Here is a 25,794-nt window from a genome sequence, read left to right as displayed (position 1 = left end):
ACCGGAAGGTTGTTATTTTTTTCTCGTCGTAAAGATAGCCATTCGTTGTAAGAGTAGGGAACAGGGGGGAGATCATGTTGAAGAGCTTGAAGGGGAAGACTATTTTACTTGGGATCACAGGAGGAATTGCTGCTTATAAAGCGGCGTCCTTGACCAGTAAGCTTGTCCAAAAAGGTGCCGAGGTCCATGTCATTATGACAGCTTCGGCGAAGCAGTTCATTACAGAATTAACTCTACAGTCACTATCGAAGCAACGAGTATACAGTGATACATTCCAGGAGAGAGATCCATCCTCCATTTCACATATTGATCTGGCAGATGCTGCGGATCTTGTGCTGGTAGCACCCGCGACCGCAAATATGATTGCCAAAATGGCGCACGGGATCGCCGATGATATGTTATCTACAACGCTGCTTGCTACTACGGCTCCTATTATGGTTGCACCAGCTATGAATGTTCATATGTATCAGCATCCAGCTGTACTTAATAATTTGAATATTCTCGCTAGCCGGGGCATTCAGTTTATTGAGCCTGGTGAAGGACTGCTGGCATGTGGATACGTTGGCAAAGGTCGGCTGGAAGAGCCGGAGGCTATTGTGAGTGTGGTTGAGAATTTTTTTGCACACCAAGCAAGCGTCGCATCCAAACCTCTTGAGGGTAAAAAAATCGTCATCACAGCGGGTGGAACGGTAGAACGGATTGATCCAGTACGTTATATCTCCAATGATTCATCAGGTAAAATGGGCTTCGCATTAGCACGTGCTGCACGCGCAATGGGAGCTGAGGTAACGTTGATTGCTGCGCGTACAGATGAGGCTCCTCCACAGGATCCAGAGATTTCAGTCATTCGTGTTCAATCCGCACAGGAAATGTATGAAGCAGTTACCGCGCAGTGGGACAGCTGCGACATTATGATCAAGGCGGCGGCTGTATCGGATTACCGTCCGAAGCATAGTGAGCCTTCCAAGATTAAAAAAAGCGGAGAGACGATGACGCTTGAGCTTGTGAAGACAACGGATATTCTGGAAACACTCGGTAAGAACAAAAACAAGCAGTTTTTGGTCGGCTTTGCTGCAGAAACGGGCAATACGGAATTTTATGCTAAGGACAAGCTGGTCCGCAAAAACTGCGATCTCATCGTTGCTAACAATGTAGCGGCTGCAGGAGCCGGATTTGGAGCGGATACGAATATCGTTTCGATATATGATGTGAATGGATTGGTGCTTGAATTGCCACAAATGTCGAAGGATGAGGTTGCTCGTCGTTTGCTGACGCTCGTGGCAGAGCGAATTACTGGAGCTTCATTATAATGGATATCGCCAAGGTCATTGTGGATGTGCCTGTACGCAGCACTGACCGGCCATTTGATTATAGTATTCCAGAATCCCTGAAATTATGGATTGAAGTGGGCAGTCGGGTAGCCGTTCCGTTTGGGCACCGGACAGTCCAAGGTTTTGTAGTTTCTTTAGAATCAGGCGAGACTCTAGTGAATCCTAGCCTGAAGCCAATCCAAGAAGTGTTGGATCTGCTCCCGCCTTTATCTCCTGAATTAGTTGAGCTTGCGGACTGGATGAGTAAAAGATATGCATGTAGACGAATTTCAGCACTGCAGGCGATGTTGCCCACCGCTCTAAAAGGGAAGGCAGAACGGCTGATTTCACTTGGAGATGTGCAGGAAGAGACAGCATTTCCAGCGGATGAATTGTTCCCAATGTTTGCGGACACAGGGGATGAGGAACGGCTAATCACAGAATTTATTGGACGTAGTGGCGAAGTTTCCATGAAGCAGCTTACTCGTGCATTTCCTGAGGCTGCTGAGACGGTGAAGTTCATGCTGCGGCGTGGAGTACTTATAGAGAGTCAATCCATTAAGGATAAAATGGGCAAGAAAAAGCTCAAGGCAGTCGATCTGGCGATAGGTGTCACTGCTGCCCGTGAGGCTTTGAACAAATTTCCGAAAAAATCAGCACGCCAGAAGGAAGTTCTGAGCTTTTTAGTTGATATGGAAGCTACACTCCCCATGGCCCTTAAAGAAGTTTTGTCTGCACTCCAAGTAACGGCAAGTACTGTAAAGGCCTTGGAGGAAAAAGGATTTATCGAGATCAGTGAAATTGAAGTCTATCGCGATCCTTATCAAGGGCGAGATTTTAAACCTACCGCACCTCTACCGCTCACAGCGGAACAAGAGGTCGTATATACAAGGATTTCTCGAACCGTAGAAGAGCAGCTTCACGAAGTATTTCTGCTTCATGGCGTTACGGGTAGTGGTAAGACAGAGATCTATTTGCAGTGTATTAAACGTTGTTTAGATCAGGGTAGACAGGCTGTTGTTCTTGTTCCAGAGATTGCTTTAACGCCACAAATGGTGGAGCGGTTTAAGGGACGGTTCGGCAGCGGGGTCGCGGTTATGCATAGCCGGCTGTCTGTTGGTGAGCGCTACGATGAGTGGCGTAAAATCCGTGAAGGAAAGGCCACAGTCGCTGTAGGCGCAAGATCGGCCGTGTTTGCTCCTTTCTCCAACTTAGGGCTGATTATTATGGATGAAGAACATGAGACCTCTTATAAACAGGAGGAGAATCCGAAATATCATGCCCGTGATGCTGCTATTCGTAGAGCGGAGCAGTGTGGGGCAGCTGTGATTCTTGGATCTGCCACGCCTTCGCTGGAAAGCTATCATGCTGCAAGATCGCAGAGTGATATTCATTTTTCACCGGTACTGCTGGAGATGCCTACCCGTGCGCTTGGAAATGAACTTCCAAAGGTGAACGTAGTAGACATGCGGGAAGAGCTTAAAGAAGGCAACCGTTCGATGTTCAGCCGAAAGCTTCATTCAGCACTGGAAGAGAGGCTGGAACGCGGAGAACAGACGGTGCTGCTGCTTAACCGTAGAGGTTTCTCAACCTTTGTCATGTGTCGTAGCTGTGGTTACGTAGCCGGTTGTCCAGAATGTGATATCTCACTAACATATCATAGCCGTAGTGACAATTTGCGTTGTCATTATTGTGGCCATGCTGAACCAGCACCTAAGCTTTGTCCGGAGTGTGGGAGTGAACATATCCGGTTTTTCGGAACGGGTACACAGCGGGTGGAAGAAGAGCTTGGTAAGCTGTTCCCAGGCATACGAGTGATTCGTATGGATGTGGACACAACAACAGAAAAAGGCTCACATGAGAAGCTGCTGAACCAATTCCGGGACAAAAAAGCGGATGTTCTCCTGGGGACTCAGATGGTAGCAAAGGGACTGGATTTTCCAGATGTCACTCTTGTTGGTGTAATCACAGCAGATTCAGCGTTGAACCTGCCCGATTTTCGCGCAGCAGAGAAGACATTCCAATTGCTTACACAAGTTGCAGGCAGAGCAGGCCGGCATCAGCTTCCAGGCGAAGTGGTCGTTCAGTCCTATACGCCAGAGCATTATTCCATTATTCATGCCAGCGGACATGACTATCTCTCTTTTGTACGTGAAGAGCTGAAGCATCGTAGAGGCCTCCATTATCCGCCGTATTGCAGACTCATCCTGGTCACATTGTCTCATGAACAGCTGCCGCTTCTACTGCGGATGGCAGAGAATTATGCTCTGAATCTTCAAGGAAAAGCCAGACAGCTAAGATGGTATGGAAGTCTCGATAAGCTAACCAGTGATGTGTTAGATCTGTTGGGTCCTGTGGCTTCACCTATCCCTCGATTAAAGGGTAGATATAGATTCCAGTGTATGATAAAATGGCGCGGCGCCATCGATGTAATTGGACTTGTCCGCCAAGTGGCTGAAGAGTTAGAGGATTCTGTACGGGATACTGGTCTTCAGATCAGCATTGATGTGGATCCGCAGATGTTGATGTAAATCCGTATCATGTTACAATGTAAAAAAAGAGCTTTATAAATTGACTTTAAATATAGAAATGTTCAGAACGGGAAGGTGTTTTGTAATGGCTATACGTTTGATCGTTAAGGAACCGGATGAAGTATTGCACAAAAAAGCTAAAGAAGTAGCTGTAGTTACTCCTAATGTTAAAAAATTGCTGGATGATATGGCACATACGATGTATGACGCTGAAGGAGTAGGGCTGGCGGCACCCCAAGTCGGAATTTTGAAACGTCTAATTGTGGTGGATGCGGATGAAGAGCATGGATTGATCAAAATGATTAACCCTGAAATCATCAGCATGGAAGGTGAACAGCTAGGACCAGAAGGATGTCTTAGTATTCCTGGCTTGAATGGTGATGTACGCCGTGCGGAGACTGTAACTGTACGTGGCCTTAACCGTGAGGGAAAAGAGATTACGATAACCGGCAGTGGTTTACTTGCCCGGGCTTTTCAGCATGAGATTGACCATTTGAATGGAGTTCTGTTTACAGATATCGCTGAAAAAGTGTACGAGATGACTGCTAACGAGACTGAGGAGTGAGGAATATGAAGATTGTTTTCATGGGAACTCCAGCCTTTGCGGTGCCAAGCTTGCAAATGCTGGTAGATGAAGGCTATGAAGTTGTAGCTGTCATCACCCAACCGGATCGTCCGCAGGGGAGAAAAAAGATCTTGGCTCCTTCACCAGTTAAGGAAGCCGCATTAGCTCTCGGATTACCTGTGCTTCAGCCTGAACGCATGCGTCGTCCTGAGGCAGTCGCTGAGCTGGCTACATATGAGCCGGATTTGATCGTCACGGCTGCTTATGGTCAAATTTTGCCTAAAGCTGTGTTGGACTTACCGCGGAATGGTTGTGTGAATGTACACGGTTCGTTGCTTCCTAAATATCGGGGAGGTGCTCCGATTCAGCGTAGTATCATCAATGGTGAGAAAGTGACCGGCGTTACTTTGATGTATATGGCGGAAGGGCTGGATACCGGTGACATGATCTCTCGTGTCGAAGTGGCTATTGAGGCTGAAGATACCTCTGGAACTCTTTTTGAGAAGCTAAGCCTAGCGGGACGAGATCTGTTAAAGTCTGAAATGCCACGTTTAGTGAGTGGAAAAGTTCAAGCTGTTCAGCAAGACGATAGTGAGGCAACTTATGCTCCTAACCTTAATCGCGAGGATGAACGTTTGGATTGGAACGCGAGCTCGCGTGATAACTATAATCGAATTCGTGGATTAGTTCCTTTTTCCGGCGCATTTACGCTCTGGAATGGTGAGACCTTTAAAGCTTGGGCTTCTAAACTGCCTGAAGAGCTGAAAGCAAGCGATAGTGCTCCAGGAACGGTGCTTTCTGTAACCGAGCAAGGTGTCGAAGTGAAAACAGGTGACGGAAGTCTGCTGCTGACAACGGTTCAACCTGCTGGCAAAAAAGCAATGAGTGCGGCCGATTTTAGCCGTGGTGCTGTTATGAAGCCAGGGACGGTGTTAGGTTGAGCGGCGGTGGAAATGGTGTTGGCCGATCAGTAGTAAATCCTAACGCTGGGAAGAGACAGGGGAACAATTCCAAAGCAGTTGGCAACAACGGCAGAGCTGGCAATAAGGGTAAGGTTGCCCCTGCTTCTGCCAGGGAAATCGCGCTTGATATAATGGTTAAAGTTGAGCAGCAAGGTGCATATAGCAATTTGCTGCTCAACAGCAGTCTACAGAAGGCGACACTTAGCAAAGAAGATGCCGGACTGGTCACAGAACTTGTTTATGGCTCTATTTCGCGGATGAACACCTTGGATTATGTGCTTGAAGGATTTGTTAGTAAAGGGATAGCTAAACTACAGCCATGGGTCCGTAATTTACTGCGGTTAAGTTTATATCAAATTATGTATCTGGATCGTATACCGTCCCATGCAGCTGTAAATGAGGCTGTTAATATAGCGAAGAAAAAAGGCCACCAGGGAATCTCAGGGATGGTTAACGGTGTGCTGCGCAGTGTGTTGCGCGCTGGTGATCTACCGGTTCTGCCTGAGGGGCTGAGTCAAGCGCAGCGGATATCGATATTATACTCACATCCGTTGTGGTTAGTGGAACGTTGGATTACCGAGTACGGTGTCGACACGGCGGAAGCGATTTGTGCATCTAATAATGAGCCGCCTGCGGTCAGCGTACGTGTGAATACAACGATGATCAGTCGTGAAGCTCTGCTGAACCAGATGATTGAACAAGGTCTGCAAGCTTCAGCATCTGAGGTTAGTCCCTATGGCATTGTTGTGAAAGGCGGCGGAAACCTGGCGCTCACCTCTTGGTATCGTGATGGATATCTCTCCGTTCAGGATGAGAGTTCTATGCTAGTAGCTGAAGCGGTAGCTCCGGAGCCTGGGATGAGGGTGCTTGACTGCTGCGCTGCTCCGGGGGGCAAAACAGCACATATGGGCGAGCTCATGAAAGATGAAGGATCAATTTACGCTAATGATCTGCATTTGCATAAAGCGAAATTGATCTCAGATCAAGCAGAACGTTTAGGTCTTGATTGCGTATCTACAGGCAGTGCAGATGCGCTGGAGCTGGAGCACACTTTAGAGCATCAATCCTTTGATAGAATTCTTCTCGACGCACCTTGTTCTGGACTCGGCGTAATTCGCCGTAAGCCAGACCTCAAATGGCGTAAGCAGCCGGAAGATGTGGCTAGCGTAGCGTCATTGCAACGGGAATTGCTGCAGTCGGTCTCTAAACTGTTGAAACCGGGTGGCATTCTGGTATATAGTACCTGTACTACTGAACAAGCGGAAAATAGTGAAGTAGTAGCTGACTTTTTGAAGCAGAATCCTGACTTCACCGCTGTAACTTTTGCCTCCCCATTATGGGACAGGCTGGAGGGTACTGCGCTGGCTGAGGGTGAGGGAATTCAGCTGCTGCCTCATCATTATGGGAGCGACGGGTTCTATATTTCCAAGCTGCAGAGAGTCTTGTAATATAGCAAATTTTCTGACAATTGTAGTATCCTCCGCCCGCCGGGCTACCGTACGGCGGGCGTTTTCTTTTACCGTCTCTGAAATTTGTGTTAAAATAGGAAGAATGAGAAATAATACGCATATCCTTATGAAAGAACAGGTGTAGATAATAATGAAACCTTTAATATATGATTTTTCTTTAGAAGAGTTACAACAGTGGGCGAAAGACAATGGTGAGCCTGCTTTTCGTGGTGGACAAATTTTTGATTGGCTGTATGTAAAACGTGTGAATGACTTCGAAGCAATGAGCAATTTGTCCAAAGGGCTTCGCCAGAAGCTGAATGAACAATTCTCTATTGCAGCGCTAACTGAAATTACTAAAATGGAATCTAAAGATGGAACTGTAAAATTCCTGTTTGGATTGCATGACGATCATGCTATCGAAACAGTTATCATGAAACATAATTATGGCAATAGCGTTTGTGTAACAACCCAAGTAGGGTGCCGAATCGGCTGTACTTTCTGTGCCTCCACACTCGGTGGATTAAAACGGGATTTGACAGCGGGAGAAATTGTAGCTCAGGTTGTTCGTTCCCAACAAATCCTTGATGCGCGCGGCGAACGTGTCAGCAGCATTGTTATCATGGGTACTGGTGAGCCGTTTGAGAACTATGATGCAACAATGAGATTCCTGCGTCTTATGATTCATGAGAAGGGCCTAAATATCGGACAACGGCATATTACTGTTTCCACCAGCGGTATTGTACCGAGCATTTATAAATTTGCAGAAGAAGATACCCAGATTAATTTGGCGATTTCGATTCATGCGCCTAACGACGCCCTGCGTTCAAAGCTAATGCCTGTTAACCGCCGTTTTCCGTTTGATGATGTAATTGAATCATTGCGTTATTATCAAGCTAAGACTGGACGACGTGTCAGCTTTGAATATGCCTTGATCGGCGGGGTAAATGACCAACCGGAGCATGCTGAGGAATTGGCCGGGGTGCTTAAGAGCATGTTGTGCCACGTCAATTTGATTCCGGTAAACCATGTGCCTGAGCGAAAATATGTACGTACTTCACGCAATGATATCTTTGAGTTTCAACGTATTTTGGCTGATAACGGGGTGAATGTTACTATTCGCCGTGAGCAAGGCCATGATATCGCGGCCGCATGCGGACAGCTGCGTGCCAAACATATGGAGTTGGGGTGAGGATATTTGATCAGAACAGTTCATGCCAGCGATATTGGCCGAGTGCGCTCTGTCAATGAGGATTCGGTCTGGATCGGCGCGACGCGCCACGGTTATACACTCGGCGTAATTGCCGATGGGATGGGTGGACATCAGGCTGGTGAAACCGCAAGCAGGCTCGCTTTGGAGACAATGAGGAATAACCTGGACGGGTTAGAGCCTGAACTTCAAGACGAAGCTCTGCGTGATGCGTTGTCAGCTGCTATTTTGGAAGCTAACAGCACTGTGTTCAGGGAGGCTTCCGGTGACGATAAGTATCATAATATGGGTACTACTGTCGTTGCTGTTCTTTTGAATGGATCAAACGGATATATTGGCCATATCGGAGACAGCAGAGCCTATTTAATAAAAGACAGTGCGGCAGTTCAACTAACCGAGGATCATACGCTAGTCAATGAGCTGTTCAAGAACGGTCAGATCAGTGTGGAGGAATTGGATAATCATCCGCGTCGTAATGTGCTGACGAGGGCGCTTGGAACAGATGCTGAGGTTGAGGTTGATATGGCGCCTATAGCTCTGTTACCAGGGGGAATTTTGCTTCTATGCAGCGATGGTTTAAGCAACTTTGTCACAAATGAGCATTTAGGCAAAGTAGCAGGTATACATGAGATATCGTTAGAGGAAAGAGCGGACCGTTTACTTCAGCTGGCACTGCTCGCCGGCGGTGGCGATAATATTAGCGTCGCTTTGTTAGAACATCATGGAGAGGCCGCTGTGCCCGAAACAAAGGAGTGGGATTGATGATCGGTCACGAATTGGGCGGCCGTTACCAAGTCATCGAACGGATCGGCGGAGGTGGAATGGCGCTCGTCTATAGAGCACATGACATTCTTTTAAACCGAAATGTCGCCATCAAAGTATTGCGCAATCAGTTTGTGCATGACGAGGAATTTATTCGCCGTTTTAGGCGTGAGGCGCAGTCTGCCGCATCTTTGTCTCATCCGAATGTCGTCAGCATATACGATGTAGGACAAGAAGACGAAATTCATTACATTGTCATGGAGTATATTGAGGGTCAGAATCTTAATGAAATTATAAAAGAACGAGCGCCATTGCAGGTTGATGAATCCGTACGGATCGCTTCACAAATCTGTGATGCCCTAGATCATGCGCATCAGAATCAAATTATTCATCGTGATATAAAACCACATAATATCCTGATCGGACGCAATGGACGGGTGAAAGTAACCGATTTTGGGATTGCCCGCGCAGTTACGTCAACAACCATTACACAGACCGGTTCTGTGGTTGGTTCAGTACATTATTTCTCGCCAGAGCATGCCAAAGGTGTCTCTACAGGAGAAAAGTCTGACTTGTATTCATTAGGTATTGTACTTTATCAAATGCTTACTGGAAGCCTGCCCTTTTTGGGAGAGAGTCCGATTAGTGTAGCTTTAAAACATCTGCAAGAAGAGTTTGAAGAGCCAAAACTTCTGAATCCACTCATTCCGCAAAGCGTTGAGAATGTAATTCTGAGATCAATGCGTAAAAACCCGGAGGAGCGGTACGACTCTGCCAAAGAAATGTTACAGGATTTGGAAACAAGCTTATTGCCGGAGCGCCGCAGTGAGGCGAAGATTCTGTTCAACGATGAAGAAGATGAGGATCGTACGCGGGTTATCCCGGCGATAAAACCGATTCAAAGAAGCAATGGTAATCGTAATCATCGTGAGGAACGGATGGTTCGTGATGAAGATGATGAACCGGTGCCTTCAAGCAAAGGTAAAAAACAATGGGCAAAACCCACATTATGGATTGGGCTTACCTTACTGTTGCTGTTGGCTATGGCCAGTCTCGTATGGTACGTTAAATCACAGCTAGTTGTTCCTGAGGTTTCCGTTCCTTATGTAGTAGGTAAACAGATAGAACAAGCACAAACTGAGCTTGAGGATTTGGGGCTTGAGGTTGCTGATCCTATTCTGTATGACTACAGTCCGAATTTTGAAGAGAATGTGGTCATTAAGCAGAGTAGGGAAAAGGATGCCAAAGTGAAAAAAGGAGCGTCCCTTATACTCACTGTGAATACGGCTAAGCCATTACCCAAGATGCCAGATGTAGTTAACAAGAGCTTTGATGATGCGGTTAAGGCATTGATGGCGCTGGGTGTAGCCCAGGACAGGATTGATAATAAACCTCTCTATGACGAAAATACAGATGAAGGTCTCATTGTAAAATCTGACCCTGCATTAAATACTGAATTCGATCCTGAGACGGTTCAAATCACCCTTTACGTTAGTAAAGGAGAAGAAAGTGTACTGTTGCCAGATCTCATCGGTAAGACGGAGAGTGAGGCAAAGGCGCTGCTTGAAGGTGCCAAGCTTGTTCTTGGAGAAGTGAAGAAAGAATCCAGCTTCAGCATTGAAGAAGGTAAAGTAACAAAGACTTGGGCATTTGATAAAGGGACAGGTACTTCTGTTCCACCTGGAACAGCGATAACGATTTACTTAAGTACAGGTTATCCACCTGAAGCCCTGAATTATACCTTTAATGTGCCAGTCGCTCCTGCTCAGGATGGGAAAAAGAGCAAGATTCGTATCGAATTCGTGGATGCGCGCAATAATGGAGAGAAACAGGATTGGGGAACACGTACCATTGGAAAGAGCCAAGTGTTATCCGTTAATCTAGTATTGGCTCCTAATAAAGATGGTTCGGTTATTGTTACCCGTGACGGTGTGCTTTTGGACACTTATGTCATTCCTTATATCGATGCGAAGAACGGAACCGTTCAGGAGCCTGAACCACCAGTTATAGCAACACCACAGCCAACTCCAACACCTTCTGCTGAACCTACGCCTACAATTGAACCTACGATTGAACCGGAGATCTTGCCGGGTTCAGGTTCAGAGAATGACGGAGGGAATAACGGGGCGGTGAATCAGACAGGGTTCGTAAACAATAGTTCTATAAATAGTGAATCGACTAATAATGGCAATAATAAGCACAACAATAAAGGCAAGGATAAATCTAAAGATAAAAACAACAACTAAACAGGGTTTAACCTGAACGGTTGCGTAGCGAAATGACCCGGGGATATCAGACTTGGGTCATTTTCGCAAAATCAGGAGAGGAAGGCTCACTATGTATGCCTGAAGGAATAATTGTTAAGGCGTTAAGCGGTTATTATTATGTGAAACCGCTCCGCGAAGGATTAATTGCGACTGAAGAGCATTCTGTTCAATGCAGAGGCCGAGGAATTCTCAAGAAAAAAGGGATCGCTCCGCTAGTTGGAGATCGGGTTATTTATATCCTTACTGAGCATGGAGAAGGAATGGTGGATGAACTTCTACCTAGAGAATCTGAACTGATTCGTCCACCTGTAGCGAATGTTAAGCTCGCAGTGCTTTTATTCTCCGTTCGGGAGCCCGATATGAACCTGAATCTGTTGGACAAGTTTCTAGTTCATATTGAGCATTCGGGTCTGGAACCCCTAATTGTTCTGACTAAACAGGATTTGGCGGATGATGATGGTGAAGCTACCCGTTATGTTAAAGAACTTTATGAGGATATCGGATATGAAGTGATGGTTACAAGTTCATTTACTGGTGCCGGAAGCGATGAGCTAAGACAAAGGCTTACTGGCGGCATCAGCGTATTTGCGGGTCAATCGGGGGTTGGTAAGTCCACCTTATTGAATCGTATTGTTCCAGGGCTTAAACTGGAGACTGGAGAGATCAGTTTACGATTGGGACGTGGTCGTCATACGACCCGTCATGTGGAGCTGATGGATATTGGTGGTGGAGGTTTTGTTGCAGATACCCCAGGTTTTAGTCAGCTTGATTTCTTGGAGCTTGGTGTAGAAGAGCTGTCCACTTGTTTTCGTGAATTTGCTCAATACGCATCCGATTGTAAGTTCCGGGGCTGCAGTCATCAGCATGAACCAGGCTGCCGTGTAATAGAGGCTTGGAAAGCAGGGAAAATTGCGGATAGTCGCTATGATCATTACAAACTGTTTTTTAATGAAATGAAAGATAAAAAGCGGAGGTACTAACATCATGATACGAATAGCACCATCTTTATTGTCGGCAGATTTCGCGCGTTTAGGTCCAGAAGTTGCAGAGGCGGAAGCCAGTGGTGGAGATTGGATACATGTGGATGTAATGGACGGTCATTTTGTGCCGAATATCACGTTGGGTCCACCTATTGTAAAAGCTGTATCGTTACATACCAAGCTGCCACTTGATGTTCACTTGATGATTGAGTCACCAGAACGTTATATCCCTGATTTTGCTGCAGCTGGTGCAAGTGTGATCACCGTTCACGCTGAGGCATGCGTTCATTTGCATCGTGTGGTTCATCAGATCAAGGAACTGGGGCTGAAGGCAAGTGTAGCAATTAATCCGGGTACTCCGGCTTCAGCGGTGCGTGAGGTGCTGGAGGATGTGGATATGATTCTGGTGATGACCGTTAATCCAGGCTTTGGTGGTCAAGCATTCATTCCTAACACTTTGCGCAAAATCACTCAAATTCGAGAATGGGCGAATGAAGTGAATCCAGATTTATTGATCGAAGTAGATGGTGGAGTATCGGAAGATACAGCACCATTGGTTGTGGCAGCTGGAGCCGATGTTTTGGTAGCGGGGAATGCAGTTTTTGGCCGGAGTGATCGTGCTGCGGCGATCCGAGGAATTCGAGAAGCAGCCGAATCAGCACTGCGTTAAAAAATAGGCGATTGAGACTAGAGGTATAGGCCAAGTCCTCGGTGCATAAATATGGTTACATGAGCAGAAATCTCATGTAGCCTTTTTTTGTTTTGGCAGGGAGGACTGCAGTTCGTTTCCGTTATTGACAAGAGGAAAGTCTCCTGCGTACGGCATGAATTGATGGGAGGGTAAATCATGAAATTTTACACGTTTAAGCTGCCAAGGTTTTTGGGAGGTTTTGTTAAAGCAATATTGAACACATTTCAGAAGAGTTAAGCCTCTAACAGAAAAGAAAACATGAAAAAAAGCACCTTACAAATGTAAAGGGTGCTTTTTGCTTCATATAAGTTATCGTTCGGTCTTAAAAATTGCTAAAGACTAAACGCGTTCAACTTTACCGGCTTTCAAAGCACGGGTGCTGACGTACACGCGTTTTGGTTTACCGTTCACGAGGATACGGACCTTCTGAACGTTAACTCCCCAAGAACGACGGTTGCGGTTATTAGCGTGAGACACGTGGTTGCCGCTGCTCGGTTTCTTGCCTGTTACTGCACATTTGCGGGACATAGATTACACCTCCTTATTCCTAACACCTGCATAAACAATACTTATCTATAATATCACAGCAAATTTTGCTACGTCAACCGATTCAAAAACATTTATTTCTTTTAATACTTATAGTACAATGTAAATTAGTGCATTATGTCCTGTTAATCATAGAATGATTAGGCATGAAGTTAGGAAGGGGAATTCTCAATTGAGTAAGCGTTCTATAAACGGAACAGATTTTACCGCTATGGTATTGGCTGGAGCGGATAAGCTGCAACAGCATGCAGAACACGTCAATTCCCTAAATGTTTTTCCGGTCCCAGACGGAGATACCGGTACAAACATGAATTTGACGATGACCGCAGGTGCGAATGAATTAAAGAAAAATAACACCACTTCTGTGGGCCAATGTGCAGGTGTACTCTCCAAGGGCTTATTAATGGGAGCTCGCGGGAATTCCGGCGTTATTTTGTCCCAGTTATTCAGAGGGTTTAGCAGGTATGCGGCTCAACATGATGAGCTTAATACACAGCAGTTCGCTGCTGCGCTGCAAACCGGAGTGGACGCTGCGTATAAAGCAGTTGTAAAACCTGTAGAGGGAACTATTCTTACTGTAGCTAAAGAGGCTGCAAGACATGCTGTTTATTATGCCCGCCGTACTACTGACGTTGTGGAGCTGATGACAGAGGTATTAGCCAAAGCAAAAGAAGCCTTAGCTTATACGCCTGAGCAATTACCTGTATTGAAGCAAGTCGGTGTTGTAGATTCTGGCGGTCAAGGTTTGGTCTACATTTATGAAGGGTTTCACCAGCATCTGACGAACGGAAGTACCGGTCTGTCTGAATCTGTGCAAGGACAAACCCACACACCCGTTGCACCAGCGCCTAAACCCGTGTTAACGAAACCTGAAAATGAACTGTTTTCTGTACAGTCTTCTGCACAGTCACAGCTATCTACTGAAGATATAGAATTTCTATATGATATGGAGTTTTTCATTAATCGCCAGTTAGGCGTTAACGTGAGAACTAATTTTGATGAGGAAGCTTTTAGGAAAGCGTTGTCAGTTAATGGCGATTCCATTATTGTAATTTCGGATGATGAGACGATTAAAGTGCATGTGCACTCTAAGGCTCCGGGTGAAGTGATGAACTTGGCTCTTCTTTATGGGGAGATCACGCAGATTCATATTCTTAATATGCGAGAGCAGCATCGTGACCTGCTGACTGCGGGTATGGATATTGCACCGATGCCTGATGTGTTCGCTGATATGCCGAATGAGAAGAGTGCAGTGCAAATGTCTCCTGCTGAGCCACCAGCTGATGATTTGGCACCTTACGGCTTCATTGCGGTATCTTCTGGCGCAGGTATTGCTGATATTTTCAAAAGCCTTGGAGTGGACGTAGTCCTTGCTGGTGGTCAAACAATGAATCCTAGCACGGAGGATTTCGTGAACGCGATTTCTTCTATATCTGCGAAGCATGTTTATATTTTGCCGAATAACTCGAACATTGTTCTTGCCGCTCAACAAGCTAAAGATCTTCTAGAAGGCGAACGTGAGATTACGGTGATTCCAAGTAAAAGTATTCCACAGGGAATAGCAGCAGCTTTTGCGTTCCAAGAGGAAGATGCTGTGGAGACTAATTCTGAGAATATGCTGGAAGCAATTTCTCATGTGAAGTCCGGACAAGTAACGAACGCTGTTCGTGATACAAGCTTTGATGAGCTGGAGATTAAGTCGGGCCAATTTATTGGGATTTCTAATTCCAAAATTGTTGCTGCGGCAGATGATCTTTTAGCTGCAAGTCAGGCGCTGTTATCCAACATGCTGGAGAATGGCGACGAAATCGTCACGATCCTTATTGGTGCAGAAACAGAATCCGAGGCTACTGATTCTTTGAGTGAGTGGCTGGAAGAGACTTATCCGAATGTGGAAGTTGAGATTCATGAGGGTGGCCAACCCCTGTATTATTATCTGTTCTCTGTAGAGCCATAGGTAGGAATTAATGGTTCTTTAACAATGGAGTAGAAATTTGCTATTGCGTAGTTGGCAAAATTATAGCTTGGGGGAGAAAATCCATGAATCGTACCATTATCGTCACCGACAGCACTTCAGATATCCCGCCAACAATGGCGGAAACGTACGGAATTGAGGTAGTACCGTTGACCTTAATGTTCGGCGAAGAGGCTTTTAGGGACAATCTGGATATGACTCCGGAGCAGTTCTATGAGCGTCTTCCCCGTACCTCACAGCTGCCGACTACTTCTCAACCCTCACCGGTTGAATATATGAATGTGTACCGCAGTATTCTGGAGCGTAACCCGGGCTGTTCTATCCTTTCCTTTCATATTTCTTCTGGACTGAGCGGGACTTATCAATCTGCATTGCTGGCTAAATCGATGCTGGAGGAAGAGGGAGAAGGAATCACTGTTGTGGATTCTCTCTCCGCTTCTTATGGTTTTGGATTTATGGTAGTGGAAGCTGCCAGAATGTCTGCTGAGGGCAAAGGACCTGAAGAGATACTTGAGGCTGTAGAAAGCCTACGTCAATCGCGTAAGCTTTACTTCTTAGTAGATACACTTGAATATTTACAAAAAGGCGGGAGAATTGGGAAAGCCTCCGCTATTCTGGGGACACTTCTGAATATTAAGCCGATCCTGTCCATTGATGCAGAAGGAATTATTTATGCGGTGGAGAAAGTTAGAGGCCGTAAGAAGGCTGTCGCCCGTATGATTGAACTGTTCAAGCGGGATCTGCAGGGTGTAAACAAAATCAATGTGGCCGTGGGTCATACGGCTGAACCGGCTTCCGGCGAGGAGTTCCTGAATGAGCTTGCAGGACACTTCACCTTGGAAGAAAAAGTGCTGACGAACGTCGGCCCTGTCGTGGGCAGCCATGTCGGTAACGGTACATTAGCTGTGTTCATTTGGCCTGCAAAATGAGGGATAAATATGACACTGGCATTAAATCAAATTGAAGTAAAAAACATAACTGGCGTGAGTGCTCAAAAGCAAAGCGAGCTTCACGCCTTTGGCGTCTTTACAGTAAAGGATTTATTAGAGTATTATCCGTTCCGCTACGAGGATTATCGGCCCCGCTCGCTTAGCGAGACTAAACACGGGGATAAAGTGACCGTTGAGGCAAAAGTGATCGGTATCCCTGTGCTGCAGCGCTTTGGCGGCAAGTCACGTCTCAGCTGTAAGATGGTTGCAGAGCCCTGGATGTTCACAGCAACCTGGTTTAACCGCCATTACGTAAGAGAGCAACTCACTGTGGGACGGGAAATTGTGCTGACCGGAAAATGGGATCAGAAGCGCAATCAGATTACAGTGACTGATTATGAATTTCCGGATCGTGGTGAAGGGAAGACGGGAACACTGCAGCCAGTCTATTCAGTAGGTGGTAAGATCACGCAGTCATGGATCAGGAAGGTTATTAATCAGGGACTTCAGCAGTATGGGGATCTGATTCCAGAAATTTTACCGCATTCTATTATGAGGGAATATGACTTCATGCCGCGTAAACGGGCCATTGCCACTATTCATAGGCCTGAGGACACTCGTGAAGGGCAGCAGGGGCGCCGTAGGATGGTGTATGAGGAACTATTCCTGTTCCAGTTGAAGATGCAAGCGTTCAGGGTTCTGAACCGCGGGCGGATGGATGGGGTAGTCCACACAGTGGATAACGCGACGGTACGCCAGTTCGTACGCAGTCTGCCCTTTGAGCTTACAGATGCGCAGAAACGTGTAGAGCTGGAGATTTTACATGATCTGCGTTCACCATATTGCATGAATCGTCTGCTACAAGGAGATGTTGGCTCAGGTAAAACAGTGCTTGCGGCAGTGGCGCTTTTTGCTACGGTAAGATCTGGTTTTCAGGGTGCACTTATGGTGCCTACAGAGATTTTGGCAGAGCAGCATATGCGTTCACTTACCAGAATGTTTGAGCCGTTTGGGATTACTGTAGGACTCCTTACGGGCAGTGTGACTGGCCGAAAACGTAAAGAATTATTGGCCTCGTTGCAAATGGGGATGCTTGATATCGTGGTAGGAACACATGCTTTGATTCAGGAGGATGTATTTTTCCGTGATCTGGGTCTTGTAGTAACTGACGAGCAGCATCGTTTTGGTGTGAATCAGCGTGGTGTATTGCGGCGTAAAGGATATAATCCGGATGTACTGACGATGACGGCGACGCCTATTCCTCGTACGCTTGCTATCTCTGTTTTTGGAGATATGGATGTATCCACTTTATCTGAGAGGCCGAAAGGCCGGGTGCCAATAACTAGCTATTGGGTAAAGCATGATCTCATGGATCGTGTGCTGAATCTGATTAAGCGTGAAATTGATCTCGGTCGTCAAGCTTATCTGATCTGTCCGCTTATTGAAGAGTCCGAGAAGCTGGATGTGCAGAATGCTATTGATTTGCATATTCAGATGAGCCAAGCTTTCCCTAGCTATAAAGTTGGGCTTTTACATGGTAAAATGACTCCCGCTGAAAAAGATGAAGTGATGCGGGCGTTTTATAACAATGAGCTACAGCTGCTTGTGTCCACTACGGTGGTGGAGGTGGGTGTAGACGTTCCTAATGCTACATTGATGATCATTATGGATGCGGATCGTTTTGGCCTGTCACAGCTGCACCAGCTGCGTGGACGGGTAGGAAGAGGGCAGCATGCCTCTTTTTGTGTGTTGGTAGCTGATCCAAAATCTGAAATTGGACGTGAGCGAATGACTGCCATGACCGATACGGATGACGGATTTGAGATTTCCCGAAGGGATTTGGAGCTGCGTGGTCCGGGGGACTTTTTTGGGACAAAGCAGAGTGGATTGCCGGAGTTTCGGCTGGCAGATATGACGGCTGACTTTGAAATTCTCGAGCAGGCGCGGGATGATGTTGCTGAGCTGCTTAAGGATGAAGCCTTTTGGACATCACCTGAATATGCATCTCTTCGGCATTATTTACAGAGTGAACAAATCTTCCAAGGAGAATTAATTGACTAACTAGGCACATGTAGCACCGAAGGCTCATATACTGTGAAAGATTGGATATGACGGGAGGTGCTACACTTGGGTTATCAACAATTCGGAATTAGCCCTCAGTTGGTGGATCGCATCAAGCTGAAGATGAAAAACTCGACTGTGAAGGATCGTATCAAAAGTATGATTGAGGGCATCTCGAAACAGGAGCTGCAGGATCCTGCGGTTGTTCGCAGATTGGTACGAAAAGCGTCAGGTGTATTGAACGAGAAATTGACCTCGACACAGGAAGAACAAATTGTGAAGTTTATCATCGCGCAGAAAATCGATCCGAACAACACCTTTCATTTGATCCGCTTGTGGGGAATGTTCCGTTAAGTAGCGTATTAAATGAAAAGTAGGGGTTGTCCATAGATGTTTTTTTCATCGTATGTGACAGTCTGCAAGCAGCGATCCTCCTATTACTGGAGGATCGCTGCTTTGCGTTTTTGGTCGCAGTTACGGCAAGCTGCAATACGTTTCTATTCTGGACAACCGATGCCACCGAATCGTGGTCATTCGTCGTCCGGTACCGTTGAATGATGTTCATCCATCGTTTGATGCCACCGAATCATGGTCAACCTTCGTCAGATGCCACTGAATCATAGTCAACAGTTGTCCAATACCGTAGAAATATGATCATTCGCTTTCCAATCCCGCCGAATCAAGTTCATCCACTGTCCGATCCCGCCGAATCAAGTTCATCCACCGTCCGCTGACCCCGAATCAAGTTCATCCGCAAGTCGATCCCGCCGAATTATGTTCATCCGCTGAGGTATTCTGACTCCAATGACGTTATTTACAAATATATCGCCTTTGGAGCAAGGTTTCGGACTCCAGTGCAGTTATTCATAAGAAATAGACTCGTAGTTGGTGTTTTTTGTGCCAATTGGAGCTATGCGGTCCGATAGCATTCAAAATTCAGGATAATTCCGCGTATAAGGTCCGCTGTGTCCGATGCCACCGAATTCCATTCATCTGCCGTGGGGTACCGCTGAATTATGTTTATCCATCGTCTGATGCTACCGATTCATGTTCATATATAGTCTGATGCTACCGTATCAACTTCATCTGCTGTCGGGTACCACCGAATCTTGTTCATCCGCAAGTCGATCCCGCCGAATCATGATCATCCGCTGTGGCATTCAGACTCCAATGACGTTATTCGCAAATATATCGCCTTTGGAGCAAGGATTCGGACCCCAGTGCAGTTGTTCATAAGAAATAGGCTTGTAGTTGGCGTTTTTGGTGCCAATAGGGGCTATGCGGTCCGATAGCATCCAAAATTCAGGATAATTCCGCGTATAAGGTCCGCTGTGTCCGATGCCACCGAATTTCATTCATCTGCCGTGGGGTACCGCTGAATTATGTTTATCCATCGTCTGATGCTACCGAATCAAGTTCATCTGCTGTCGGGTACCACCGAATCTTGTTCATCCGCAAGTCGCTACCGCCGAATCATGATCATCCGCTGTGGCTTTCGGACTCCAATAACGTTATTCACAAATATATCGCCTTTGGAGCGAGGTTTCGGACCCCAGTGCAGTTATTCATAAGAAATAAGCTCATAGTTGGCGTTTTTTGTGCCAATAGGAGCTATGGGGTCCGATAGCATCCAAAATTCAGGATTATTTCGCGTATAAGGTCTCCTATGTCCGATAGCTGCCTCAATCGCGCAAACATGTTAGATTAAGCGAAGTTTGAGGCCTCACACAAGGAGTTTGAGGCCTCGATCAAGAAGTTTTGGGTCTCAAACAAAAAAAAGGAGTCTTCGCTCAAGAAATTAGGTCTCGCTCAGAAAAATTGGTTGCGATCAAAGGCTAAATTCAAAAAGAAGGGAGCGCTCCAGCCATTTTGATGGCTTAAGGGCGCTCCCTTCTTTTTATTCGTGTAAGCGTGTTTGTCTATGATCTTTAGTGGCTGATCTAAACACAATTTGGCTCTCTGAATCACACTGTAGAACGAGTGCCCGAAGATGCTCTTCTTCCATTCTGTTCGTCAGACAAAACAACGTGCTAACCTCTCCATCTTGCCCTGAACCTTCAGCAATCGCAGCTTCTCGGTTTAGGGAGGTTGCGATTGCTTGCTGAATGTCCAAACATCGGCTGCTGGTAATCCAAGCAGTGCGGGAGTGGGATAATCCCCGTAGTGAGATACGAACACCTTCGAAAGCCAGCAGGTAGGCAATAATAGAATACATTGCTTGCTCCCAACCGAACAATGTACCTGCAAAAAGCAGAATTGCACAGTTCAGGATCATAATAACGACTTCCGTTGATTTTGGAGGTCCGCCGCTCAGCAGAGAATACCCCTGGTCACTGGCTTGTTTATTTACACCGCCGAATCTCACAGATATTCCGATACCTACTCCAAGACAGATGCCTCCTGCCATTGCGGCAGGTAAAGGATCGCTAATCACAGCAGGAAAACGATGCAGCGCAAGAGACGCGATGGTTAGGCAGGTTAATCCCAAAACAGTGTAAAGAGCAAAGCGGAGATTTACTTGCTTTCGCGACATAAATATAAAGGGCAGATTGAATAGAAATAGAAACAATCCAAGCTGCATTTCAGTAGTATGAGCGAATAATGCGGATAAACCTGTAATCCCGCCGACAACAAGGCCATGTGGCATTAAAAATAATTCCAATCCTACAGCAGCAAGCAATGCGCCGGCAATGACTGTGAGAACTCGGAAGGTAGAGCTTCTTTGTAGCTGTTGACGTTGATTTATTTTGTTCTGCATAGTTTTTCCTCCTTCAACAGGGGAAACGACCTTACTTATTTTCAGTGGCTATGGCAGATTTTTTGGATATTCGTGCATCATGTCGTTTCTCAAAGTTGAATACTTTATCCATTATTTTATAAATCTATTTAGATTCCTTCGTCAGACAATGTCCAAGGACAACATGGATCAGCACGTAAATGTCTGCGAATGGCTGCAAATGGTTGCAAATCTCTGCGAAAGGCTGTAAATGGCTGAAAATGGCCGCAAATAGCTGCAAATAGCTGTAAAGGGCCGCGAATGGTTGCGAATGTCTGCAAATGGTTGCAAATAGCTGCGAACGGCTGCAAATGGCTGCAAATAGTGAAGACTAGCCAGCACTCCGCTTTCTTTACCCAAATTGGCTAAAACAATTTAAAGTTTATCCCGTGAGACTATAGGCATCCAATGATAGATGAAGCATGAAGGCTGTGACCAACGCTATGTCCGGCCAGTAAGCCTGCAACGAAGTTGCGCCAATCAGTATAACGATAACTGCTGCAAGGGAGTACCAGAGCGCCTCACCGCCTAAGGTGGGTGGATGTACCTCAGTCTCTAGCTGAAGAAGAAGATGGCACCTAAGAAATAACGAAATAGGATCACGAGCTTTTCAATTCGTCTAACATGTTCGGTTTCAGCGAGGACAAGTCCACTAGTAGTGCGCCAATAACTTCTGTCTGCTAGATGAATGGTGTCGGTGAATCCAGCAATCAAGAATAGTACTGCGAATATTACTAATGTACACCGGAACGGATATCCAGAACATGGTTCAGCCAAGATACTTGCTTTCTTCCAGTGGATGATGAGCAATGCGAGCATGTATACCCACCGTGAAATCCGCATCTCTATAATTCATGATACATAAGATTTTTATCAATTGAAGTTCTAAATTCCCTTCAGCCGACATTCATTTAGGGCAGAGGTGAACTTCGTTAGTGGAGTAAAATTAGAAAATGAGACGTGAATTTTAACAGGTACAGCCGTAGTCGAAGCAGGAATTTATAAATCACTGGACGGAACAGTAAAGAAAGTACAGGGAGTATTGCAACGACCGCAAGTGACTTCGTTCCCCACTGTTCAGTTATTTTGATGGCTCCTACCTGAGGGGTTATTTGAGGTGCAATCCTTACGGGAGGTGTAAACTTTCGCTCGTAGCGTTCAATTTCGGATGTCGTTGATTCTTGCTCCGTAGTGAATATTCCTCCAGACCAGGCAGGTGGAAAAGAAAACATCATTCCCAGAATTAGGACGATACGAAGAAACCAATGTAGTGATAAACGCGCTATATATTGCACCGAAATAACACCTCCCAACTGTATGTGGTATAAAAAGCATACCATACCTTTTCCTTTGAATCCAAATTGTTTTGTGAAAAAAATTCATATATAGATGATGAAAACATGAAACCGAACGGGAAAAATGACGTATTTCGCAGCATAGATAACTTTTATTATCTAGTTTCAGTCAGGAGGGATAAATTTGAGCGAATGGCAGGATTTTAACGGTTTTGATGAGCGCAGCTTTTTCGGAAGTTTCATTCATGAGATGCCACTGTTTTTTAAATTATTTGCTTTGCTTTTTCTTGGCCTTTTCGTTTTTATAATTGTTAAATCAGTGAGAATCTGGATGTCCAATAACGCAAGTCCTTTGATAAAAGCAAACTGCACAGCGGTCACCAAACGAACCGAGGTATGGGGTGGATCCGGTGAATCGAGAGCAAATACTAGTTATTACGTTACGTTTGAGTTTGCCGATGGCTCTCGTTTAGAGTTGCAGGTAAGAGATCAGGATTTTAGCCTGATTGTAGAAGGGGACCGAGGCGAACTTCTGTATCAAGGGACTAGGTTTAAAAGCTTCAATCGCGATTTGAAGAAAGAACATCTAAATTTCTAAAAAAGTACATACCATTCAAGAATCACCATGCCTGTTTTGGGTAAAACTCATATGAGAGGTTTTACCAGATCTCAATTCTGGAAGGAGGCTATGGTCTTGAATTCAAATAATTCACAATCGCAAGGGCTGGTACCCTTCCATACACTGAGCGAGGAAGAAGTGCTGAATAGGCTGGAAACTCGGAAAGAGGGTTTATCTTCCGATGAAGCAGCTAAACTTCTGGAGCGATATGGGAAGAATGTACTGCAAGAAGCGAAGACTAAATCGCTATTAGAAAAGTTTATCGAACAATTTAAAAATGTAATGATCTTTATTTTGCTAGTAGCAGCTGTATTGTCAGGAGTTTTGGGGGAATGGACGGATACGATTATTATTTTGCTTGTAGTCATTCTGAACGCGGTGCTTGGAGTTATTCAGGAAAATAAGGCGGAGCAGGCACTCGATGCGCTTAAAAGCATGTCCTCTCCGCATGCCAGAGTAAGACGTTCCGGTCAGGTTACTGAGATAAAAAGTGAAGACCTCGTTCCCGGGGATATCGTATTACTGGAAGCCGGAAATGTAGTTCCGGCGGATATAAGACTTTTGGAAGCCGCATCGTTAAAGACGGAGGAAGCCGCGCTTACAGGAGAATCATTGCCATCAGAAAAGCGGGCCGGTGTGCTTGAAGGCAGCGACATTGTAATCGGTGACCGCACCAATATGGCTTACATGAGCAGCAGTGTTACTTATGGCCGGGCGGTTGGTGTCGTTACAACAACAGGAATGCAGACGGAGGTCGGTAGAATTGCCGGTTTTATCTCGGAGGAAGATAATGATGTAACACCGCTGCAAAAAAAGCTGGATGAACTAGGGAAATATTTCACCTTTATTATTCTTGGCGTTTGCGTGATTATCTTTGCCGTTGGGATCTTCGAGGGAAGAGAGCTAATGGATATGCTACTCACCTCGATCTCACTTGCGGTAGCGGCTATCCCGGAAGGGCTGCCAGCAATTGTTACGATCATTCTCGCGCTTGGTGTGCAGCGAATGGCGGGACGAAAAGCGATCATTCGCAAGCTTCCTGCCGTGGAGACACTCGGAAGTACAGAGATTATATGCTCCGATAAGACAGGTACTTTAACATTAAATAAAATGACTGTCGAAAAAGTACATGTCAACGGAAAGACCACTGATTCCAGTGCAGGACTTGAAGGGATTCCTGGTGGTGAGTTATTGCTTCAAGCTATGACGCTTTGTAATGACTCCAGCATTGACGAAGGAAAGACTCCTAGTGAAACTGAAGCAAAAGCTGGAAACAAGGATCCCCAAACCAAGAGCGGAAAAGCAATCATCGGCGATCCGACGGAGACCGCGTTAGTCGATTATGCGCTTAGTATAGGTACTGACAAAAGGGAGCTTGAAAAGAAATATCCACGTAAAAATGAGCTGCCTTTTGACTCTGATCGCAAGCTGATGACAACGATTCATGAGGTAGAAGATGGTCGATATCGTGTGCTGACAAAGGGTGCACCAGATGTACTTTTGTCTAAATGCAGCCATATTTATGTGGATGGAGAAATTGTACCTCTACAAGACGAACATAAGCGGAATATCATGGAGAGTAATAAAATGCTCGCAAATGACGCACTTCGAGTGTTGGCGTTTGCTTTCCGAGATGAGGAGCAGCTGCCGACCGATCTTTCACCAGATACCACGGAGATAGAGTTAGTATTTATTGGTTTGGTTGGTATGATAGACCCTCCGCGTGAGGAAGTACGGGATGCGGTAGCCATCTGCCGTAAAGCGGGAATAAGACCTGTAATGATTACAGGGGATCATCGTGATACAGCAGCGGCTATTGCCAAAAGATTAGGGATTATTGAAGATGAATCAGGTGTATTAACGGGCAGTGAGCTGGATAAATTCAGCGAAGAGGAATTTGCGGAGAAGGTTACCGATTATTCGGTTTATGCACGCGTCTCTCCTGAACACAAGGTGCGTATCGTTAAGGCTTGGCGGCAAAAAGGAAAAATTGTGGCGATGACCGGAGATGGTGTAAATGATGCTCCTGCACTTAAATCATCCGACATCGGTGTGGGCATGGGGATAACCGGAACGGATGTTGCCAAGGGTGTATCAGATATGGTGCTTGCCGACGATAACTTTACGACTATAGTTGTTGCCGTTGAAGAAGGACGGAAAGTTTACAGCAATATCCGCAAAGCAATCCAGTTCCTTCTCTCCGCTAACCTTGGGGAAGTGCTGACATTATTTATTGCCACTATGATTGGTTGGCGTATTCTAGAGCCGATCCATATCCTGTGGATTAATCTCGTTACGGATACTTTACCTGCACTTGCCCTAGGGCTTGAGAAAGCCGGTGAGGATGTAATGGCGAAGAAGCCGCGTAAAGCAAGCAGTAGCATTTTTGCTGGCGGCGTTGGGATCGGGATAATATATCAAGGGATTATAGAAGCGGCACTTACGTTATTTGTGTACCAATGGGCGCATACGCATTACAATGAAGGTATTGCGGTTACAATGGCCTTTGCCACATTAGGATTACTGCAAATTGCCCATGCTTTTAACGTCAGATCCAATAAAAAATCGCTATTCCAGATCGGTTGGTTCAGCAATCGGTATATGTTATGGGCGTCGCTGATCTCTATACTAATGCTTGTGCTTGTGATCATCATCCCGGGCTTAAACGACTGGTTTGGTGTCTCACATTTAAGTGGATTACAGTGGGGAATAGTATGTGCAGCAGCCGTAGCGATTATTGTCATAGTAGAACTTGTAAAGCTGTTTGTCCGGATAAGCGGAAGGGGCAAGAGCTGGGATTAAGAATTTGGTTAAGAGTTGTAGTCAAAAAGCCTGAATCCCTTCAATAGGGATTCAGGCTTTTTGAA

General features: G+C 45.8%; 23 protein-coding genes. 17 read left to right on the top strand and 6 right to left on the bottom strand.

The genetic code is table 11. The annotated features are described in order from the left end of the window. The first annotated feature begins 74 nt into the window (after positions 1-74). The 11 genes from coaBC (at position 75) to spoVM (ending at position 12,963) form a co-directional block, all read left to right on the top strand. Positions 75-1,310 carry a bifunctional phosphopantothenoylcysteine decarboxylase/phosphopantothenate--cysteine ligase CoaBC gene (gene coaBC / locus MHH63_RS15710; protein WP_341171772.1) on the top strand — a complete coding sequence of 412 codons (1,236 nt, stop codon included), beginning with the start codon at positions 75-77 and terminating at the stop codon, positions 1,308-1,310. Then, on the top strand, positions 1,310-3,841 hold the full coding sequence (gene priA / locus MHH63_RS15705; protein WP_111503664.1) for a primosomal protein N': 2,532 nt from the start codon (positions 1,310-1,312) through the stop codon (positions 3,839-3,841). Before coaBC ends, priA begins: the two co-directional genes overlap by 1 nt. Positions 3,842-3,926: 85 nt before the next feature. Continuing rightward, positions 3,927-4,406 (top strand): peptide deformylase, encoded by a 480-nt coding sequence (def, locus tag MHH63_RS15700; RefSeq protein ID WP_036686193.1) that lies wholly within the window; start codon positions 3,927-3,929, stop codon positions 4,404-4,406. 5 nt (positions 4,407-4,411) lie between these two features. Further along, a complete protein-coding gene (gene fmt / locus MHH63_RS15695) occupies positions 4,412-5,347 on the top strand; it encodes a methionyl-tRNA formyltransferase (protein ID WP_341171771.1) in 936 nt (311 codons plus the stop codon). A 152-nt stretch (positions 5,348-5,499) separates the two neighbouring features. Continuing rightward, positions 5,500-6,816 (top strand): 16S rRNA (cytosine(967)-C(5))-methyltransferase RsmB, encoded by a 1,317-nt coding sequence (gene rsmB / locus MHH63_RS15690; RefSeq protein ID WP_254847643.1) that lies wholly within the window; start codon positions 5,500-5,502, stop codon positions 6,814-6,816. A 151-nt stretch (positions 6,817-6,967) separates the two neighbouring features. Further along, entirely contained in the window at positions 6,968-8,008 is a 1,041-nt protein-coding gene (gene rlmN / locus MHH63_RS15685) for a 23S rRNA (adenine(2503)-C(2))-methyltransferase RlmN (protein ID WP_036686196.1), read from the top strand. A gap of 6 nt (positions 8,009-8,014) precedes the next feature. Beyond that, positions 8,015-8,788, top strand: coding sequence for a Stp1/IreP family PP2C-type Ser/Thr phosphatase (locus MHH63_RS15680; protein WP_341171770.1), 774 nt, complete (start codon positions 8,015-8,017; stop codon positions 8,786-8,788). Continuing rightward, the gene (gene pknB, locus MHH63_RS15675) at positions 8,788-11,034 is read left to right on the top strand and encodes a Stk1 family PASTA domain-containing Ser/Thr kinase (RefSeq protein WP_341171769.1); all 2,247 of its coding nucleotides are present in this window, start codon (positions 8,788-8,790) and stop codon (positions 11,032-11,034) included. Before MHH63_RS15680 ends, pknB begins: the two co-directional genes overlap by 1 nt. A gap of 95 nt (positions 11,035-11,129) precedes the next feature. Continuing rightward, on the top strand, positions 11,130-12,035 hold the full coding sequence (gene rsgA, locus MHH63_RS15670) for a ribosome small subunit-dependent GTPase A (protein ID WP_076129151.1): 906 nt from the start codon (positions 11,130-11,132) through the stop codon (positions 12,033-12,035). Positions 12,036-12,039: 4 nt separating this feature from the next. Next, positions 12,040-12,705 (top strand): ribulose-phosphate 3-epimerase, encoded by a 666-nt coding sequence (gene rpe, locus MHH63_RS15665; protein WP_076280357.1) that lies wholly within the window; start codon positions 12,040-12,042, stop codon positions 12,703-12,705. 177 nt (positions 12,706-12,882) lie between these two features. Beyond that, positions 12,883-12,963, top strand: coding sequence for a stage V sporulation protein SpoVM (spoVM, locus tag MHH63_RS15660; RefSeq protein ID WP_020431362.1), 81 nt, complete (start codon positions 12,883-12,885; stop codon positions 12,961-12,963). 102 nt (positions 12,964-13,065) lie between these two features. On the opposite strand, the gene rpmB is transcribed toward spoVM, so the two are convergent. Further along, on the bottom strand, positions 13,066-13,254 hold the full coding sequence (gene rpmB, locus MHH63_RS15655; protein WP_036686205.1) for a 50S ribosomal protein L28: 189 nt from the start codon (positions 13,252-13,254) through the stop codon (positions 13,066-13,068). Positions 13,255-13,444: 190 nt separating this feature from the next. Here rpmB and MHH63_RS15650 point away from each other — a divergent pair, with 190 nt between their 5' ends. The 4 genes from MHH63_RS15650 to MHH63_RS15635 all read left to right on the top strand — a co-directional run bounded on the left by MHH63_RS15650 (position 13,445) and on the right by MHH63_RS15635 (position 18,591). Continuing rightward, positions 13,445-15,229, top strand: coding sequence for a DAK2 domain-containing protein (locus tag MHH63_RS15650; RefSeq protein ID WP_076136154.1), 1,785 nt, complete (start codon positions 13,445-13,447; stop codon positions 15,227-15,229). An 83-nt stretch (positions 15,230-15,312) separates the two neighbouring features. Further along, complete coding sequence (locus MHH63_RS15645; protein ID WP_076304166.1) at positions 15,313-16,176, top strand: DegV family protein; 864 nt, start codon at positions 15,313-15,315, stop codon at positions 16,174-16,176. Between the two features lie 9 nt (positions 16,177-16,185). Then, positions 16,186-18,237 (top strand): ATP-dependent DNA helicase RecG, encoded by a 2,052-nt coding sequence (gene recG, locus MHH63_RS15640; RefSeq protein WP_036686210.1) that lies wholly within the window; start codon positions 16,186-16,188, stop codon positions 18,235-18,237. Positions 18,238-18,303: 66 nt separating this feature from the next. Next, positions 18,304-18,591: a stage VI sporulation protein F gene (locus tag MHH63_RS15635; RefSeq protein WP_036686212.1), complete on the top strand. Its 288-nt coding sequence runs from the start codon at positions 18,304-18,306 to the stop codon at positions 18,589-18,591. A gap of 806 nt (positions 18,592-19,397) precedes the next feature. Here the strand turns inward: MHH63_RS15635 and MHH63_RS15630 are convergent. From MHH63_RS15630 to MHH63_RS15610, 5 genes are all read right to left on the bottom strand, one after another. Beyond that, entirely contained in the window at positions 19,398-19,592 is a 195-nt protein-coding gene (locus tag MHH63_RS15630; RefSeq protein WP_341171768.1) for a hypothetical protein, read from the bottom strand. A 542-nt stretch (positions 19,593-20,134) separates the two neighbouring features. After that, a complete protein-coding gene (locus tag MHH63_RS15625; protein ID WP_076279779.1) occupies positions 20,135-20,995 on the bottom strand; it encodes a YitT family protein in 861 nt (286 codons plus the stop codon). Positions 20,996-21,123: 128 nt separating this feature from the next. After that, positions 21,124-21,324 (bottom strand): hypothetical protein, encoded by a 201-nt coding sequence (locus MHH63_RS15620; protein ID WP_341171767.1) that lies wholly within the window; start codon positions 21,322-21,324, stop codon positions 21,124-21,126. Positions 21,325-21,568: 244 nt separating this feature from the next. Further along, entirely contained in the window at positions 21,569-21,790 is a 222-nt protein-coding gene (locus tag MHH63_RS15615) for a hypothetical protein (RefSeq protein WP_341171766.1), read from the bottom strand. A gap of 155 nt (positions 21,791-21,945) precedes the next feature. Beyond that, on the bottom strand, positions 21,946-22,308 hold the full coding sequence (locus MHH63_RS15610; protein ID WP_248548088.1) for a hypothetical protein: 363 nt from the start codon (positions 22,306-22,308) through the stop codon (positions 21,946-21,948). A 184-nt stretch (positions 22,309-22,492) separates the two neighbouring features. On the opposite strand from MHH63_RS15610, the gene MHH63_RS15605 reads away from it, so the two are divergent. Then, the gene (locus MHH63_RS15605) at positions 22,493-22,906 is read left to right on the top strand and encodes a DUF2500 domain-containing protein (protein ID WP_340395508.1); all 414 of its coding nucleotides are present in this window, start codon (positions 22,493-22,495) and stop codon (positions 22,904-22,906) included. Positions 22,907-23,032: 126 nt separating this feature from the next. Next, on the top strand, positions 23,033-25,729 hold the full coding sequence (locus tag MHH63_RS15600; protein WP_217696552.1) for a calcium-translocating P-type ATPase, SERCA-type: 2,697 nt from the start codon (positions 23,033-23,035) through the stop codon (positions 25,727-25,729). Positions 25,730-25,794 lie beyond the last annotated feature (65 nt).

This window comes from Paenibacillus sp. FSL H3-0310, assembly GCF_038002785.1.
In the GTDB taxonomy this organism is placed as follows: Bacteria; Bacillota; Bacilli; order Paenibacillales; family Paenibacillaceae; genus Paenibacillus_AQ; species Paenibacillus_AQ odorifer.
Note: the sequence above shows the minus strand (reverse complement) of the source record. Positions and strands in the feature narration are given on the sequence as shown.

Coding starts and splice junctions, on each gene's coding strand:
- pknB (WP_341171769.1), top strand. CDS start 8,788: ATGATCGGTCACGAATTGGGCGGCCGTTACCAAGTCATCGAACGGATC.
- rpe (WP_076280357.1), top strand. CDS start 12,040: ATGATACGAATAGCACCATCTTTATTGTCGGCAGATTTCGCGCGTTTA.
- MHH63_RS15630 (WP_341171768.1), bottom strand. CDS start 19,592: ATGAAATTCGGTGGCATCGGACACAGCGGACCTTATACGCGGAATTAT.
- rsmB (WP_254847643.1), top strand. CDS start 5,500: ATGGTTAAAGTTGAGCAGCAAGGTGCATATAGCAATTTGCTGCTCAAC.
- recG (WP_036686210.1), top strand. CDS start 16,186: ATGACACTGGCATTAAATCAAATTGAAGTAAAAAACATAACTGGCGTG.
- spoVM (WP_020431362.1), top strand. CDS start 12,883: ATGAAATTTTACACGTTTAAGCTGCCAAGGTTTTTGGGAGGTTTTGTT.
- rpmB (WP_036686205.1), bottom strand. CDS start 13,254: ATGTCCCGCAAATGTGCAGTAACAGGCAAGAAACCGAGCAGCGGCAAC.
- coaBC (WP_341171772.1), top strand. CDS start 75: ATGTTGAAGAGCTTGAAGGGGAAGACTATTTTACTTGGGATCACAGGA.
- fmt (WP_341171771.1), top strand. CDS start 4,412: ATGAAGATTGTTTTCATGGGAACTCCAGCCTTTGCGGTGCCAAGCTTG.
- def (WP_036686193.1), top strand. CDS start 3,927: ATGGCTATACGTTTGATCGTTAAGGAACCGGATGAAGTATTGCACAAA.
- MHH63_RS15645 (WP_076304166.1), top strand. CDS start 15,313: ATGAATCGTACCATTATCGTCACCGACAGCACTTCAGATATCCCGCCA.
- priA (WP_111503664.1), top strand. CDS start 1,310: ATGGATATCGCCAAGGTCATTGTGGATGTGCCTGTACGCAGCACTGAC.
- rlmN (WP_036686196.1), top strand. CDS start 6,968: ATGAAACCTTTAATATATGATTTTTCTTTAGAAGAGTTACAACAGTGG.
- MHH63_RS15625 (WP_076279779.1), bottom strand. CDS start 20,995: ATGCAGAACAAAATAAATCAACGTCAACAGCTACAAAGAAGCTCTACC.
- rsgA (WP_076129151.1), top strand. CDS start 11,130: ATGCCTGAAGGAATAATTGTTAAGGCGTTAAGCGGTTATTATTATGTG.